Raw genomic sequence first — 13,731 nt, forward strand, 5'->3', positions numbered from 1 at the left:
ACGGTGGCGCGCTGGGTGTGAACTGGGTCATGTCGATCAGCAAACCACAACACAAACGTTTGTGGCAATCGTTTGTGTAAATTGCGCCAAACGTTTGTGTAACGGCTCTTGTAACGTGGGGCACCGACGTCGAGGGAGGAGGCACCATGGGGCGGGTGCGTGGACCCCTGACCTTGCGGATGATCGCCACTGAGCTCGGCGTCAGCCCATCGACGGTTTCGCGAGTGCTGAACACCCCGGGTGAAGATGCGTTGCGCTGGGCCTCGGCGGACACGGTAGGACGGATTCGCACCTTCGCCACGGAGAACGGCTACTCACCCAATCCGCAGGCGTCGAGCCTGCGTACGCGGCGCTCGGGGCTCATCGGGGTGTTGGTGCCGCGTCTGCAGGACTACGTCCTGGCAACCATCTATGAGGGGATCGAGGAGGCCGCAGGCGAAGCGGGTCTGTCGACGTTCGTGACCAACTCGCTGGACCGACTCGAGGCGCAGCGCGCACGTACCAAGGCGATGATCGACCGTCGGGTCGACGGACTGATCTACGGTGATGCCCACCTCGATCACGAGTTCCTCGATGAGGTTGACGCACAAGGCATCAAGTTCACTCTCGTATCGAGGAGCGCGGGCTCCTATCCGTCGGCGACGGTCGACGACGTACTCGGCGGCCGGCTGGTGGGACAACACCTCGCCGACACCGGCCGCAAGAAGGTCTGCGTCGTGGCGGGCCTGGAGTTCACCTCGACGGCCAGAGACCGCACGCGTGGTGCGGTGGAAGCGCTGTCCGACAACGGCATCGAGGTTCCCGAGTCGGCCGTCATCTTCTCGGGATTCGACCCCGCCGGTGGCCGGCGAGCGGTCGAACAGATCCTCGAGCGAGGCGAGGTGCCGGACGCGCTGTTCGCCACCAACGACTTTGCCGCACTGGGTGCGCTCGGCGCGCTGCGTGACGCGGGGTTACGCGTCCCCGACGACGTCGCGCTCGTGGGCTACAACGACACCCCACTGGCTGCGGCCGGGGCATTGCCGCTGACGACGATCCGCTCCCCGATGCACGAGATGGGCAGGCGCGCCGTGGGTTTGCTGATGCAGGTGCTTGCCGGTGAGGAGCCGGAGTCGGTGCTGCTGGAACCGGAGTTGATCGTGCGGAGCAGTACGTGAGCCATGGATCGGTTCGATCGTCGTGAGGTCGTCATGGCGGCGTGCCTACTCGTCAACGCTGACACCATAGGCACGAACCAGCGCGGCAAGCCCTTCGCGCCACCCCTGGCCGAGCGCTCGCAGCTTCCACTCGGTTCCGGCGGGCCGGCCGCGTAAGTAGATCTCGCCCAGGACAAGTGCACGGATACCGGGTTCCTGCCGGGGCGTGAATACCCAGCGGTTCTCGTTCGCGGCAACGGACAGGGTTGTGGGGGCGATGCTGTCGAAGGTCTCACCGGTGTCGACGTCCGCGGTGGCGCAGATCAGAACCTTGACGATCCGGGGATCCAGGGCGCCCGGGTACACCACAGCGCCTTCCCGAGAACCGGAACCGTTGTGGCTCTTGCCCGTCAGCCGTACGCTGCCGTCAGCGCTGCAGGGCTGGTTGTAGAAGATGAACGCGTCGTCATCGACCACGCGCTCGTGGGCGTCGAGCAACAACAATCCGAGGTCGGCCGCGCCACCCGCGGTGGTGAACTCCACCCGGATCTCCGCGTGCGCGGCATCGGGCAGGACGATGGACTCGCCGGCACTCATGGTGTACGCGTGGGGTTCTGGTTCTGGTCGGCCACCGGCCGGCGAGGGCCCTGTCGGCGGCAGGGGATCGGCGGTCGGCGAGGCGTTGGTGCGATCCGGTTGCGGGCGGGCAAGTTGCTCCTGCAACCATTCTCCGAAAGGCGCGAGGGTGTACGGGGTGGAGTCGGCCGGGTCGGCCGGCGATTGCCCACCCTGGAGATCGGCATCCAGGTCGCCGAGAACCGAGTCGTCGTCCACTTCGCAGTTGTCGAGAAGCGTTGCGACACCGGGAAGTCCGTCCAGCGGCAACGAGGTGACAGAGGAGGAGATGTTGCCGGACGCGGTCGCCTTGATGCCACAGCGCACATCGGTGCCGATGTCGAGAAGTCGCCAGGCGTCGTCGGCGGTCCGCCACGATACCCGCTCGACCTCGTCCCGCGACCACGACCCGTAGGCGATCAGACCGAGACGCGCAGTGTCGGGCATTCGGGTGATCACCGCGGCGTTGACCGCGGTGATCGACGGGGCCGTGGCCAATGCCTCGGACACCGTCGCCGCCAGGTTGGACACGAGAATGTGCATCCACCAACGCATCCGGTCGCGCTTGGCCATGGTCTTGAGAGTGGGACGTCCGGCCGGCGTGAGGGCCGGCATCTGCGTCGGCAGTGTGTCGAGATCCTGCAGACGCATGATGATCGACAGCGCAGACCCATCGACGCCGACCGCACATCCCGCCGCAGGATTGTCCGCGAAGGCCGCGTTGACCGCCTCGCACACGGTGGTTTCCTCGTTGGCGCACAACGCTTGCCACCACCGGTCGGCCTCGGCGGACAGTTGTGCGTGAAGCTGATTGAGGCGTTGTGATTCACTGTCGCAGTACATGCGTGCGGCGAGCTCGGCGTCGGCGCGTGCACGTTCCCGGGCACTGCGCGCGAATCGTCCGATCCCGTTGAGGTAGAGCGTCATTGCCTGTGCGCGCACCACGTCGGTGGAGATCGCCGGCGGCGGTGGCAACATCGGACGAGACGCTGTCGGAAACTGCTGAAGGTGCGCGGTGGTCGTGTCGTGGTGCAGTTGGCGGAGACGCTCGATCGCCGCATCACGCTCGGCCTGCTGCTGGGCCCGTTCGGCGGCCCGCTGTGCACGGGCGAGTTGTGCCGGCGAGGGGCCGGTGTAACGAGTGCCGCCGCGTCGAGTCGTGGTGGTGCGACGGCGCGATCCGCTGCGCCCGGATGACAACGCCGTCGAGGCGAAAAACGGTCCCATCCCCGTCGACACCCGAGTACGCCCGCTGCCCACATGAACTCGTGCGATGCGGGGACCCACCGACGCACGGACGCCCCGGGTCGACACCCGCACGCGCATCCCCGGTACACCAACCCGAAAGCCCAGACTCATCGCGATCGATCGTAGTTCCCTCATCCGTGCGGGGCTGTCCTCCCACCGGGTGACGCGCTAGGTTCGGATCAGACAAACCGCCCACCCGCGAAGGACCACAGCATGCCTGCCGACAGACTCCTCCGGATGCCGTTCGCCAGCATCTATCCGCTCTACGTGCAGAAGGTCGAGCGGAAAGGGCACACGCAGGCCGAGGTCGATCAGGTCATCTGCTGGCTCACGGGTTACGACGCCGACGGGCTGCAGAAAGCCGTTGACGCCGAGGTGGATCTGGAGGCCTTCTTCGCCGAGGCGCCGCAGATGAATCCGAATACGTCGTTGATCACCGGCAAGATCTGCGGGTACCGGGTCGAGGAGATCGAGGACCCGCTGATGCAGAAGATCCGGTACATGGACAAGCTCGTCGACGAGGTGGCGCGCGGGAAGAAGATGACGTCGATCCTGCGGGAGTGAAGTGCGTTGTCGTCGTGCGGGGTCTCGAGGCTCGGCGCCTGGGGCGCCTCGCACCTCGACCATCGGGAGGAGGAGCGGGGCGCCGGAGGCCATGGGGAGGGGGAGCGGGGAGTGGGTGTCGGAGGCCGTCGGGAGGAGAACCTCGGCCGCCCAAGGGCATCACGGCCGGACGGTGACGAACCCGCCGTCGAGGAAGCCCAGGCAGTCGCCGGTGCGGTAGCCGAAGTCCTCGACGCGGCCGACGAATAGGGTGTGGTCGCCGCCGTCGTATTCGGCCCACGGGGTGCAGGTGAACCAGGAGGCGGTGTCGGCCAGGCGGGGTGCGTGGTCGCCCTCGATCCAGCGGGGTTCCTGGTTGGGCCGGCCGGCGAAGTGCATGGCGAGGTCGCGTTGTTCGGCGCCGAGGACGTTGACGGTGAACGGGTTTCCGGTCAACAGGGCGTGTGCGCGCACGTTGCGCTGGATGGAGATCAACACCAACGGCGGGTCCATGGACACCGAGGTGAACGAATTGACGGTCAGCCCATGGCGTTTGGTGGTTCCGTCGGCGTCGGTGCCGTCAAAGGTCACCACGGCGACGCCGGTGGCGAAGCGGCCGAATCCGCCGCGCAGATGAGGGGTGGGCGGTGCGTCGGTGAGGGTCATCGCGAGTCTCCTACAAGGTCCGGTGGGCGATGACCGCAGACGTTAGGGCCGCCTCGGACACCGCGGCAATGGGCAAACGTGCTGTTGAGCGCGTCGCGCGCGGAATGCACAGTCTCGTGCACCCCGGGTCCAGAGCGCTGGGGGCATCGCCGAAGCCGACTTGACGATGCGCGCGGGAGTTGTGTGTCACAGAGCGAGACGCCCTGAGGTGGGTGTCACAGCGCCCGCCGGCGGCGCACCATGGCTCCACCGACATCGTCGTCGAGCGCCCCACGGCGCACGCGTCACCAAGGAGAGTCACATGCCAGACACGCCCGACATCGGAATCATCGGCGCAGGTACCGCCGGATTACACCTCGCCCTGCTCCTGCAACAGGCCGGGGTGACCACGCGTATCTACACCAACCAGACCGCCGAGCAGGTGGCCGCGGGCCGACCGCAGAACAGCGTTTCGCACCACGCGCCGACCATCGCCCGCGAGGCGGCGATGGGCGTCAACTTCTGGCCCGCCGAGGAGTACGGCTACCAGGTCCACTACCACCACCTCAACGTGCCCGACGGCCCGCCGGTCTTCCGCGGCGACTTCCTGCGACCCTCCCGAGTCCTCGACTACCGCATCTATCTGCCCAGGTTGATGGCCGAATACGAGAATCGCGGCGGCACCATCGAGATCCGCAACATCGAGCCGTCGGACTTCGCGGCGCTGGGCCGGGAGCATGATCTGGTCGTGGTGGCCGCCGGCAAGCGGTCGTTCGGCGAGTACTTCGGCGAACGACCCGACGTCTCGCCGTACGCGAAGCCGCAGCGTCACCTCGCGGTCGGATTCTGGGACGGCGTCGAGCAGACCGACCCGCGCGCGGTGACCATGAGCATCTCGCCCGGCCACGGCGAACTCCTCGACCTGCCGATCACCACCTTCGACGGCTGGGCCAGCGCGCTGCTCTGCGAGAACGTGCCCGGCGGAGACCTCGAGATCCTGATGACGCAGAAGGAATCCGACGATCCCGACGCCTACCGGCAACTGCTGCTCGACAAGCTCAAGGTGCATCACCCGACGGTCTACGAGCGCATCGATCAGTCCCGCTTCAGGCTCATGCGGCCCGGCGACATCCTGCAGGGCGCGGTGCGGCCGGTGATCCGCGACGACTACCGGCTTCTCGACGACGGCACGGTCGTTCTCGCGCTCGGCGACGCGCACTCGACCGTCGACCCGGTCACCGGCCAGGGCGCGAACTCGGCATCCTTCGAAGCGCAGGTCGTCGCCGACGCGATCATCGAGGACGAGATCGTCGACGAACGGTTCGCCAAGAAGGTTGCCCTGCGCCGACGCGAACGCGTCGACGGACTCAGCGCCTGGGTCAACACCATGATCGCCACCCCGACGCCACCGCATCTGCAGAAGCTATTGGGCGCGATGTCCCAGATGCGCACGCTCTGTGACGAATTCACCGAGAACTTCAGCCACCCCCACCGCAACGGCGACATGGTGGCGACCCCCGAGCGCGTCGACGCTGCGATCGCCCGGCACGCCTCACTGGGGGCGGCAACGGCGAGCGGGAAGGTCGCCTGATGCACAAACTCGTTGTGCTGTACCCGACTCCGGACGATCCCGACCACTTCCGCGAGTACTACGAGAACACCCATCTCCCGCTCGCCGCAACGCTGCCGGGGCTGCTCGACTGGCGGCACAGCCTCTCGATCAACGCCGATCCGCAAAGCCCGTACTTCGCGGTGTTCGAAGGCGATTTCGGCGATGCCGCGGCGCTCGGAGCGGCGATGTCGTCACCGGAAGGTCAAGCGGTACAAGCCGATGTGCCGAACTATGCCAGTGGCGGTGCGGTGGTGATCGACTACCCGATTGCGCCGCACTGACTGATCGCCACGCCTGTCGCCGGGTCGCGCTCACTGCGCGGCCCGGCGAAATGCGCTGGGCGACATGCCGACCTGCTTGCGGAACGTGCGCGAGAAGTGGGAGGCGTCGGGGTAGCCCCATGAGGCGGCGACGTCGGCGATCGCGCGATGGGCATGCATCGGATCGGCCAGGTCGCGGCGAATGGCCTCGATACGCTGCTCACGAATCCACGCCGAGACCGTCGTGCCCTGCTCGTGGAACACCTCGTGCAGATGACGGGTCGAGATGTACACCGCCCGCGCGATCGCGTCTGGATTGAGGTCACTGTTGCGCAGGTTCTCGCCGATGTACTCGCGAATCCGCAGCATCAGGGGCAGGTGCCCGGGCGAGCCGCTCTCGACGGCTCGTGCGAGTGCCGCGGTGCTCAGCAACGCCGAGATCAGGTCGATCGTCGTGCGCACCACCCGCGCCGCGGCCGGACCCTCGACCGAGGCGAAATCCGTCGAGATCTCGGTCAGTAGCGGCGCCACCAGTCGCGTCAATGACTCCTCCCGGCCCAACGAGATCGCGGTGATCGCGCGGACGTGATCGGGGCTCGGGTCGATCAGATCCCTGGGGAACATGATGACCACGGCGTCGATGTCACCGGCAAACCGCAGGTCATAGGGGCGCGCGGTGTCGTAGACGCTGATGCTGCCCGGCGACATCAACGCCGTGCGCCCGTCCTGCACCAGCTCGCCGGCACCGTCGATCATCAGCGTGATCTTGTAGAACAACCGTTCCGACGCCTCGATGAGGGCGGGCGTGCGATGGACCTCGTGCGGGGTGACGGCGAGCCGCGAGAAGAAGACGTCGTCGATGACGCGGCCCCGAATGGTGCCCGCGAAATGACCGTCGGAGAGGTCGTCGACCATCAACGGCACGAACGACCGCGACACCACCCGCTGCCACGCCAGCGCCGACTCGGTGGCGAATGCAACCGGCGGCTGGGCGGTGCCTGCGGTGCGGCCGGCGGGTGGTGCGCTCGTCACTGAGACTCCTTCGATCAACTCCTCCAGCGTAGTCGGCGAAGTGCTTTCCCAACAGCGTTATCGGACAACTTGTTGGGTGTGAGTGGTGCGGAGAACTGTTCTGTCACAACGTAACCAATGACTCCGATACGTCGAGCTGAGCGCGCACGGCCTTGGCGTGAGCCTTGAGGGAGAAGCCTGGTTCGCGGGCCCGCTCCGGTGTGAGCGGGGCCGGTCGGTGGGCGAGTAGCGTGCGGGCGGCGAGGTGATCGGCCGGTGCGCCGACGCTCTCGACCCACGCCAGGGAGTTGTCGACGAAGCCGAGGATGCTGCCCTTGTCCGCGACCGGGTCGCCGAGTCGCACCATCTCCTCGGCGGTCGCGGGCAGGCCGGCGATCTGCAACTTTCGTCCGCATTGCACCGTCCAGAACCATGGCACCGCGGAATAGGGCAGTGGCGCACCGCAGATCGACGCGGCGACGCAGCGCGCCTGATCGGTGGCGTTCTGGACGGCTTCGAGCCGCACCCGTCCGGCGGTGTGGTGACCGGGGAACGACGCCGCATCGCCGACGGCGAAGATGTGTGGGTCATCGGTGCGCAGGTACTCGTCGACGACGACACCGTTGTCGACGGTGAGCCCGGAATCGCAGGCTAGTCGGGTGTCGGGGACGGCGCCGATGCCGACGACCACGAGATCGGCGGGATGGCGGGTGCCCGAGTCGTCCACGACCGCTGTCACATGGCCGCCGGAACCGTCGATGCGCTGCACTCCAGTACCGAAACACAATTGCACACCACGACTTTCGTGGAGGTCGGCGAACAGGTGTGAGCTCGAGGCGCTGAGCACGCGGGCCATCGGACGGTCGGCGACGTCGAGGACGGTCACCGGAACTTCGCGATCGGCGACCGCCGAGGCGAACTCCAGGCCGATGAAGCCGGCGCCGACGACGACCACCCTGCTCGCCTCGGTGAGGGCGGCGTGGACGCGGGCGGCGTCGTCAACGGTGTGTAGATGGTGAACGCCGTCGAGATCGGCTCCGGGGCAGCTCAATCGGCGTGGTTGGGCGCCGGTGGCGAGGATGAGATGGTCGAAGAGGACTACGGCGTTGTCGGCGAGTCTCACCGCGTGCCGATCGCGATCGATCCCGTCGACGCCGACACCAAGCCGCAGGTTGATGCCGTTGTCGTCGTAGAACGTCGAGGGCCGCAACGGCAGTGGCGACGGGCTTGCGGCCGAGGTGACGTAATCCTTGGACAGTGGTGGACGCTGATAGGGGAGATGGCCGGAACGGTCCACCAGCGTCACCTCGCCGTCGTAACCATTGCGGCGCAACGCGTCCGCGGCCTCAACGCCGGCATGCCCGGCGCCGACGATCACCACCGAATCCATCGTCACACCTGCGCTTCGGGGACGCGGACGGCCAGAGCGGAGAAGTGCTCACCGCTGCGGAGTTGGCAGCCGAGCCGCGAGGCGTCGGTGCGGTCGGTGGCGGTGCAGTCGAGCATCTCCTCCTCGTCGTCGCCGATCGGCGGCAACGCCGCGGCGTCGTCGACGTAGACGTGGCAGGTCGCACACATCGCCTGGCCGCCGCATTCGCCGACGATGCCGGCGACACCGTTCTCCAGGGCCGCGCGCATCACGGAGATGCCGGTGTCGACCTCCACGTGGTCGACGGTGCCGTCGGGGTGGCGATACGTGATCTGTGGCATCATGATCCTTCTTTCTTGTGCGGGAGTGGTTTTCGGCTACCAGCGCACCGGCAGGGCGGTCATGCCGCGGAACACCCACCCCTCGATGCGGGCTGGTTGCTCGGGGTCGAGGCGCAGCCCGGGCAGGCGATCGAAGAGGGCGGGGAGAGCGATGTCGGCGACCTGGGAACGGGCCACCCATGCGCCCGCACAGAAGTGCGCACCGCCACCGAAGCCGAGGTGTGGGACCTTGGGGCGGAACACGTCGTAGTCCTCGGCGCGCTCGAAGACCTCCTCGTCACGGTTGGCGCTCAGCGCGACCACACCGAGCTTCGCGCCGGCCGGCAACAGCGTGCCGCCGAGTTCGACGGCACGCGTGGTCTGCCGGGGATACATCCCGATCGGCGCCACCCACCGGACGCTCTCCTCGAAAGCATCTTTCCAACAGCCCTTTTCGCGGACCGCGGCAAGCTGACCCGGACGTTCGAGAAGTGCCCACACCGTGGTGGCCAAGGCATCGCGGGGTTCGTTGATACCGCCGCCGATCGACATCTTGAGATTCGCACGGGTATCGGCGAGGGTGACCTCGTCATCTCCGAAGGCCGCGATGTGGGAAATCAGCGAGTCATCGGGGGTGGTGCGCACCCGGGTGAGCATCTCGTCGAGCGCCTGATCGACCTCGTCATAAGCGCGGCGCGCGGCCTCCCACACCTGCGGGTCGTCGGCGTAGTTGCCGGTGCCGTTGATCATGGTCTGACTCCACCGCAGCATGTCCGCGTGGGTGGCGTTCTCGAAACCCAGGACGGCGCGCAGATTTTCGGCGGCATAGGGGGCGGCGAAGTCGGCGACGAGGTCGGCGCCGGGGCCCTTGGCGGTGAACTCGGCGAAGAAGCGCTCGAAGTTCTCGGCGAAGCGAGCACTCCAGACCTGTGTGATCGCACGGGGTTTGAGTACTCCGCCGTAGGAGGCGCGCTGGACGGCATGCGCGGGGTCGTCCTTGCGCAGCATCGAATGCCCCATCGCCCGCTTCATCAATGAGTTCGTCTCGTCGGCGGTGAAGGTGTCGGGATCGTGGTCGACGGTGTGCACGTCGTGGTAACGGGTCACGAAGAACCGGCCGGCCGCGGGCACGTAGGCAACCGGGGTCTCGCGGCGGAGTCGTGCGTAGATCGGGAAAGGGTCGCGGTGCAGATCGTCGAGGGTGACCCAGTCGGCGGTGACCGCCGGGTGTGCGGGTGAGGTGGTGGTCATCGGGGACTCCTCGGTGAGATGGGGAGGGGGTGACTTGGGCTGGATGCGGTCAGGGCTGTGGTCGCGGTCACCTCTGAGTGCACCAGGCGAACAAACTCGCGTAAAGCGGTGAATTTCGTGCTGAAAACACGAGAGGATCGATGAATGCCGGACTTCACCCTGCGTCAACTGGAGTGTTTCGTCGCTGTCGCCGACCACGCCACCATCGCGCACGCCGCGGGTGCGTTGCATTCGTCGCCGTCGGCAGTGAATACCGCGGTCACCGAGCTGGAGAAACACCTCGGTGAGGCGTTGCTGATTCGTCGGCGTGCACATGGGGTCACCTTGACCACCGCGGGCCGGGCACTCCTGCCGCAGGCCCGGGCGCTGCTGGCGGCCGCTCGTGATCTGGCGCCGGTCTCCGACGGTCAGGTCCGCGGGCACTTCATGCTCGGCATCTACTCGACGTTGTCGGCGTCGTTGCTGCCGGCGATCCTCGACGGCTTCGGGCGAGCGCACCCGCGGGTCGAGGTGGACTTCACCGAGGGGTCGGGCGATGAGTTGCTCACCGCGCTCGACGACGGACGCGTCGACGCGGCGATTCTCTACGACCGGGACATCACCGGGCTACCGCACACCCGTGCGCTCTATCAGGTTCGCGCCCACGTCCTGCTGCCGGCGGATCATCGCCTCGCCGGTGCCGAGCGGGTGTCGTTGCGCGAGTTGGCCGACGACCCGTTCATCCAGTTCGACGTGGCGCCCGCCTGGCAGAACACGTCGGCGTTGATGGCCGCCGCCGGGGTGAGCCCGCGCGTCGAATACGTCACCGGCAACTACGAACTCGCCCGATCCCTCGTCGGCCGTGGGCTCGGCTACAGCGTGCTGGTGAACCGGCCCGCCTCCGACACCAGCCACGAAGGACGGAAACTGGTGGTCCGAGAACTGGATCCCGCACCCGAGCCGGTCGCCGTGGTGATCGCCTGGCCCCGTGGTCGCGCGGTCTCACGACCCTTGCAGGCTTTTCTGGACTGGGCACCTGGACGGGTGGAGGGTCCGGGATAGGCTGTGCGGCGGAGGTTTACCTCGTGACGGTTTCGGTCGACAGACGCAAGAGATCGTCGGCGTCGGTGGGGCGGGAGTCGACGAACGGCCATCCGTGCACGGCACGTCGGTAGTGTTCGGGAATGGCGCTCGCACCCCACCGGGCGCCGAGGAGTCCGCCGGCGATGGCGGCGACGGTGTCGGTGTCGTCGCCGATTCGGATTGCCGCGTACAGCGCCTCGGTGAGGTGTGTCGTCGGATCGTCGGCGGTGGTCTGCATGATGGCGGCGGTGGCGGCTTGAAGTGCGGACACGGTGAAACCGTTGGGCGAGAACCGGTCCGGGGACGCGGTGGTGGCCTCGTCGATCCACGACGACCACTGGTCGTGGCGGGTCGCAGGGATCAGGTCGAGACCGGCGCCGACGTCGAGGCGCTCCTCGGTGATGGCGACACGGATCGCCTCGCACCACAGGACGCACGAGTCCCCGGCGAGGGCGTCGGAGTGGGTGAGATTCGCGACCGCACGGGCAGCCCGGGCGAGGGTGTCACGGTCGTCGGGGTGCGCGAGCACCACCGGTGCGGTGCGCATCAACGCGCCGTTGCCCGCCGAGCGGGGGTGGTCGGCGGCGAAGACCAGCGACTCCTCCCGCATGATCGCGCCGACGTTCGCGTCGGGGTCGGTGTGGAGTCGGCGGTCCGTGGCGGCGAGTACCGCTCGGGTCTGATTGCCGATATCCGGTGGGCGGCCGTTGAAATCCCGGTACCAGCGCAGGAATCCGCGTGCGACGGCGTCGAGTCCGGTCTCAGAGGTGAGGTCGTGGCCGTCGGCGACGGCCAGCGCGATCGCGACGGCCATGGTGGTGTCGTCGCTCCACTCGCCGGGTTCGTATCCGCCCAGACCGCCGCCGGTCATCTCCGGTTTCTCGTCGGGGGAGAGGCGTCGGGAGAACTCGTAGGGAACGCCGAGGGCATCGCCGACGGCGGTCCCGAGCAGGGCGCCGTAAGCGCGGTCGGGGTGGGGCATGGGTGGGTCTCCGCTTCGGGGTGAGTGGGGTGGTAGAGGTGTGCTTGGGGAGGGAAACAGCTGCGGTGCAAGGGGTCTCGAGGCTCGGGCGCTAGCGCGCCTTCGCACCTCGACCACCGGAAAGAAGGTTCCGGCGCTAGCGCGCCTTCGCACCTCGACTATCGGAAAGAAGGTTCCGGCGCTAGCGCGCCTTCGCACCTCGACTATCGGAAAGAAGGCTCCGGCGCTAGCGCGCCTTCGCACCTCGACCACCGGGTTGGTAGATCGGGTGAGCGAAGGCCTCGACCACCGAATGAAGGTGTCGCGGCTATCGGGAGGAGGGTGACGTCGGCGGTTTACCGCCCGCGCTTGCGGTTGCCCTCGTGGAAGGAGTCGCGGGAGCGTTTGGAGGCGTAGCCGGCACCGAGAACCGTTGCGTCGCTCTCCAACTGATCGACGAAGTCGATCTCTGCGGCCATGGCGACGGCCGCGGCCGGTGGGGCTGCCATCATCGCGCTCTCGTAACTCGAGCGGGAGCGCGCGAGGTGGGCCGAGCCGGCGGCGAGATCGCCCGCCTCGTAGGCGCGAGAGGCCTCGAGCTTGGCCTGCTGGCCCTCCTGGTACAGCTTCTCCGACTGGACGACGGGATCGGGAACACGGTCCCCGAGTTCGTCGCCGGGCACCACGTTCACCGAGATCGGTAGTGCCACCGTGTGTTCGGTCAGGGTGGCGGTCTCCACATAGCGCAGCTCCAAGGTCGCGAGCCGGGTGAGGCCAAGCGCGGCGAGACCGTCGACCTTCATGCGTAGTAACAGTTTCCGCTGTTCGTCGGCGTAGAGGTCGCCGAGTTCGATCATCACCTCGCCGTTGCCGATCTGATGGGCCGGAAGATCGTTGTACAGCGCGAGCTCGCCGACCTGCTCGACGTAGCGCACCGTCAGTGTGACCGCCTGCGCGGACTTCGCGAGCAGTCCGTCGACTTCGGCGCCGATCGCTGCGCCGGCGGCATCCGGGTTGTCGGCGAAACCGTGGTTGCCGTTGCCTGCTCGGGTGATCGCCTCCAGCAGTGACTCGTCGTAGCCGCGGCCGTAACCGAGGGTGGAGGTGGTGATGCCGTCGGCCGCGGCCTTGGCGGCGATGCCGGTGAATTCGTCGTGGTCGCGGATGCCGGTGTTGATGTGGCCGTCACTGATCACCAGCACCGTGCCGCCGCGGACGCCTGCACTCGCGGTGGCGCGGCGCAACTCCTGCAGACCCCGCAGATACCCCGACGACAGGTCGGTGCATCCGCCCGGGGTCACCGCACCGATGGCATCGATCGCGCGCAGCTTGTCGGTCAGCGGTGCTGCCGGGACCACCACCATCGCGGCGTCGTCGAACGCGACGACGCCGAAGACATCCTTCGGATCGAGTTGGGCGACAACGCCGGCCAGTGCCTGCTGGGTGCCGGCCAACGGCGGGCCGCTCATCGAGCCGCTGCGATCGAGGACGATCTGCAACGCGGTCGGTGGCCGCGCGGAGTCTGCCGGAGCAGCGGCGGGGGCCTGAAGATCGAGCATGACGGTCACCTCGTCGGCGGCCTCGAGGGCCACGACGTCGACGTCGAGCGCGGCGGAGAACTGCATGGTGTCTTCCTCTCTCCGCCCCGGCATCGGACCGAGGCGACTTTGCGCGATTATGAGATTACTACTTTGCGCA

At 67.5% G+C, this 13,731-nt stretch carries 13 protein-coding genes; 5 read left to right on the plus strand and 8 right to left on the minus strand.

The genetic code is table 11. The features are described 5' to 3' along the window. Positions 1-146: 146 nt before the first annotated feature. Positions 147-1,157: a LacI family DNA-binding transcriptional regulator gene (locus GOPIP_RS07600; protein ID WP_006369017.1), complete on the plus strand. Its 1,011-nt coding sequence runs from the start codon at positions 147-149 to the stop codon at positions 1,155-1,157. A 45-nt stretch (positions 1,158-1,202) separates the two neighbouring features. Here GOPIP_RS07600 and GOPIP_RS07605 read toward each other — a convergent pair whose 3' ends face one another. Then, entirely contained in the window at positions 1,203-3,110 is a 1,908-nt protein-coding gene (locus GOPIP_RS07605; RefSeq protein ID WP_244421121.1) for a TerD family protein, read from the minus strand. A 102-nt stretch (positions 3,111-3,212) separates the two neighbouring features. Between GOPIP_RS07605 and GOPIP_RS07610 the strand changes: the two genes are divergently transcribed. Continuing rightward, positions 3,213-3,563: a DUF2200 domain-containing protein gene (locus tag GOPIP_RS07610; protein WP_006369019.1), complete on the plus strand. Its 351-nt coding sequence runs from the start codon at positions 3,213-3,215 to the stop codon at positions 3,561-3,563. 159 nt (positions 3,564-3,722) lie between these two features. On the opposite strand, the gene GOPIP_RS07615 is transcribed toward GOPIP_RS07610, so the two are convergent. Then, a complete protein-coding gene (locus GOPIP_RS07615) occupies positions 3,723-4,208 on the minus strand; it encodes a flavin reductase family protein (RefSeq protein WP_006369020.1) in 486 nt (161 codons plus the stop codon). Between the two features lie 301 nt (positions 4,209-4,509). Here GOPIP_RS07615 and GOPIP_RS07620 point away from each other — a divergent pair, with 301 nt between their 5' ends. Beyond that, complete coding sequence (locus tag GOPIP_RS07620; protein ID WP_006369021.1) at positions 4,510-5,778, plus strand: styrene monooxygenase/indole monooxygenase family protein; 1,269 nt, start codon at positions 4,510-4,512, stop codon at positions 5,776-5,778. Beyond that, positions 5,778-6,080 (plus strand): EthD family reductase, encoded by a 303-nt coding sequence (locus tag GOPIP_RS07625; protein WP_006369022.1) that lies wholly within the window; start codon positions 5,778-5,780, stop codon positions 6,078-6,080. Before GOPIP_RS07620 ends, GOPIP_RS07625 begins: the two co-directional genes overlap by 1 nt. A 30-nt stretch (positions 6,081-6,110) precedes the next feature. Here the strand turns inward: GOPIP_RS07625 and GOPIP_RS07630 are convergent, their stop codons facing one another. From GOPIP_RS07630 to GOPIP_RS07645, 4 genes are all read right to left on the minus strand, one after another. Continuing rightward, entirely contained in the window at positions 6,111-7,091 is a 981-nt protein-coding gene (locus GOPIP_RS07630; RefSeq protein ID WP_006369024.1) for an AraC-like ligand-binding domain-containing protein, read from the minus strand. A 103-nt stretch (positions 7,092-7,194) separates the two neighbouring features. Further along, positions 7,195-8,460 carry an NAD(P)/FAD-dependent oxidoreductase gene (locus GOPIP_RS07635; protein ID WP_006369026.1) on the minus strand — a complete coding sequence of 422 codons (1,266 nt, stop codon included), beginning with the start codon at positions 8,458-8,460 and terminating at the stop codon, positions 7,195-7,197. Between the two features lie 2 nt (positions 8,461-8,462). After that, positions 8,463-8,780 (minus strand): 2Fe-2S iron-sulfur cluster-binding protein, encoded by a 318-nt coding sequence (locus GOPIP_RS07640; RefSeq protein WP_014358334.1) that lies wholly within the window; start codon positions 8,778-8,780, stop codon positions 8,463-8,465. 36 nt (positions 8,781-8,816) lie between these two features. Then, positions 8,817-10,010, minus strand: coding sequence for a cytochrome P450 (locus GOPIP_RS07645; RefSeq protein ID WP_006369029.1), 1,194 nt, complete (start codon positions 10,008-10,010; stop codon positions 8,817-8,819). Between the two features lie 144 nt (positions 10,011-10,154). On the opposite strand from GOPIP_RS07645, the gene GOPIP_RS07650 reads away from it, so the two are divergent. Beyond that, positions 10,155-11,051 carry a LysR family transcriptional regulator gene (locus GOPIP_RS07650; protein ID WP_006369030.1) on the plus strand — a complete coding sequence of 299 codons (897 nt, stop codon included), beginning with the start codon at positions 10,155-10,157 and terminating at the stop codon, positions 11,049-11,051. A gap of 16 nt (positions 11,052-11,067) precedes the next feature. Here GOPIP_RS07650 and GOPIP_RS07655 read toward each other — a convergent pair whose 3' ends face one another. Together GOPIP_RS07655 and GOPIP_RS07660 are read right to left on the minus strand one after the other, a co-directional pair. Beyond that, the gene (locus GOPIP_RS07655) at positions 11,068-12,054 is read right to left on the minus strand and encodes an ADP-ribosylglycohydrolase family protein (protein ID WP_006369031.1); all 987 of its coding nucleotides are present in this window, start codon (positions 12,052-12,054) and stop codon (positions 11,068-11,070) included. Between the two features lie 335 nt (positions 12,055-12,389). Then, on the minus strand, positions 12,390-13,658 hold the full coding sequence (locus GOPIP_RS07660; RefSeq protein WP_006369032.1) for a vWA domain-containing protein: 1,269 nt from the start codon (positions 13,656-13,658) through the stop codon (positions 12,390-12,392). Positions 13,659-13,731: the final 73 nt, after the last annotated feature.

It is taken from the genome of Gordonia polyisoprenivorans NBRC 16320 = JCM 10675 (assembly GCF_000241325.1).
In the GTDB taxonomy this organism is placed as follows: Bacteria; Actinomycetota; Actinomycetes; order Mycobacteriales; family Mycobacteriaceae; genus Gordonia; species Gordonia polyisoprenivorans.

What these genes read in the sequence shown, in the direction of transcription:
- GOPIP_RS07645 (WP_006369029.1), bottom strand. Translation starts at nt 10,010, where the DNA reads ATGACCACCACCTCACCCGCACACCCGGCGGTCACCGCCGACTGGGTC.
- GOPIP_RS07625 (WP_006369022.1), top strand. Translation starts at nt 5,778, where the DNA reads ATGCACAAACTCGTTGTGCTGTACCCGACTCCGGACGATCCCGACCAC.
- GOPIP_RS07605 (WP_244421121.1), bottom strand. Translation starts at nt 3,110, where the DNA reads ATGAGTCTGGGCTTTCGGGTTGGTGTACCGGGGATGCGCGTGCGGGTG.
- GOPIP_RS07600 (WP_006369017.1), top strand. Translation starts at nt 147, where the DNA reads ATGGGGCGGGTGCGTGGACCCCTGACCTTGCGGATGATCGCCACTGAG.
- GOPIP_RS07620 (WP_006369021.1), top strand. Translation starts at nt 4,510, where the DNA reads ATGCCAGACACGCCCGACATCGGAATCATCGGCGCAGGTACCGCCGGA.
- GOPIP_RS07615 (WP_006369020.1), bottom strand. Translation starts at nt 4,208, where the DNA reads ATGACCCTCACCGACGCACCGCCCACCCCTCATCTGCGCGGCGGATTC.
- GOPIP_RS07640 (WP_014358334.1), bottom strand. Translation starts at nt 8,780, where the DNA reads ATGCCACAGATCACGTATCGCCACCCCGACGGCACCGTCGACCACGTG.
- GOPIP_RS07655 (WP_006369031.1), bottom strand. Translation starts at nt 12,054, where the DNA reads ATGCCCCACCCCGACCGCGCTTACGGCGCCCTGCTCGGGACCGCCGTC.
- GOPIP_RS07660 (WP_006369032.1), bottom strand. Translation starts at nt 13,658, where the DNA reads ATGCAGTTCTCCGCCGCGCTCGACGTCGACGTCGTGGCCCTCGAGGCC.
- GOPIP_RS07610 (WP_006369019.1), top strand. Translation starts at nt 3,213, where the DNA reads ATGCCTGCCGACAGACTCCTCCGGATGCCGTTCGCCAGCATCTATCCG.
- GOPIP_RS07650 (WP_006369030.1), top strand. Translation starts at nt 10,155, where the DNA reads ATGCCGGACTTCACCCTGCGTCAACTGGAGTGTTTCGTCGCTGTCGCC.
- GOPIP_RS07635 (WP_006369026.1), bottom strand. Translation starts at nt 8,460, where the DNA reads ATGGATTCGGTGGTGATCGTCGGCGCCGGGCATGCCGGCGTTGAGGCC.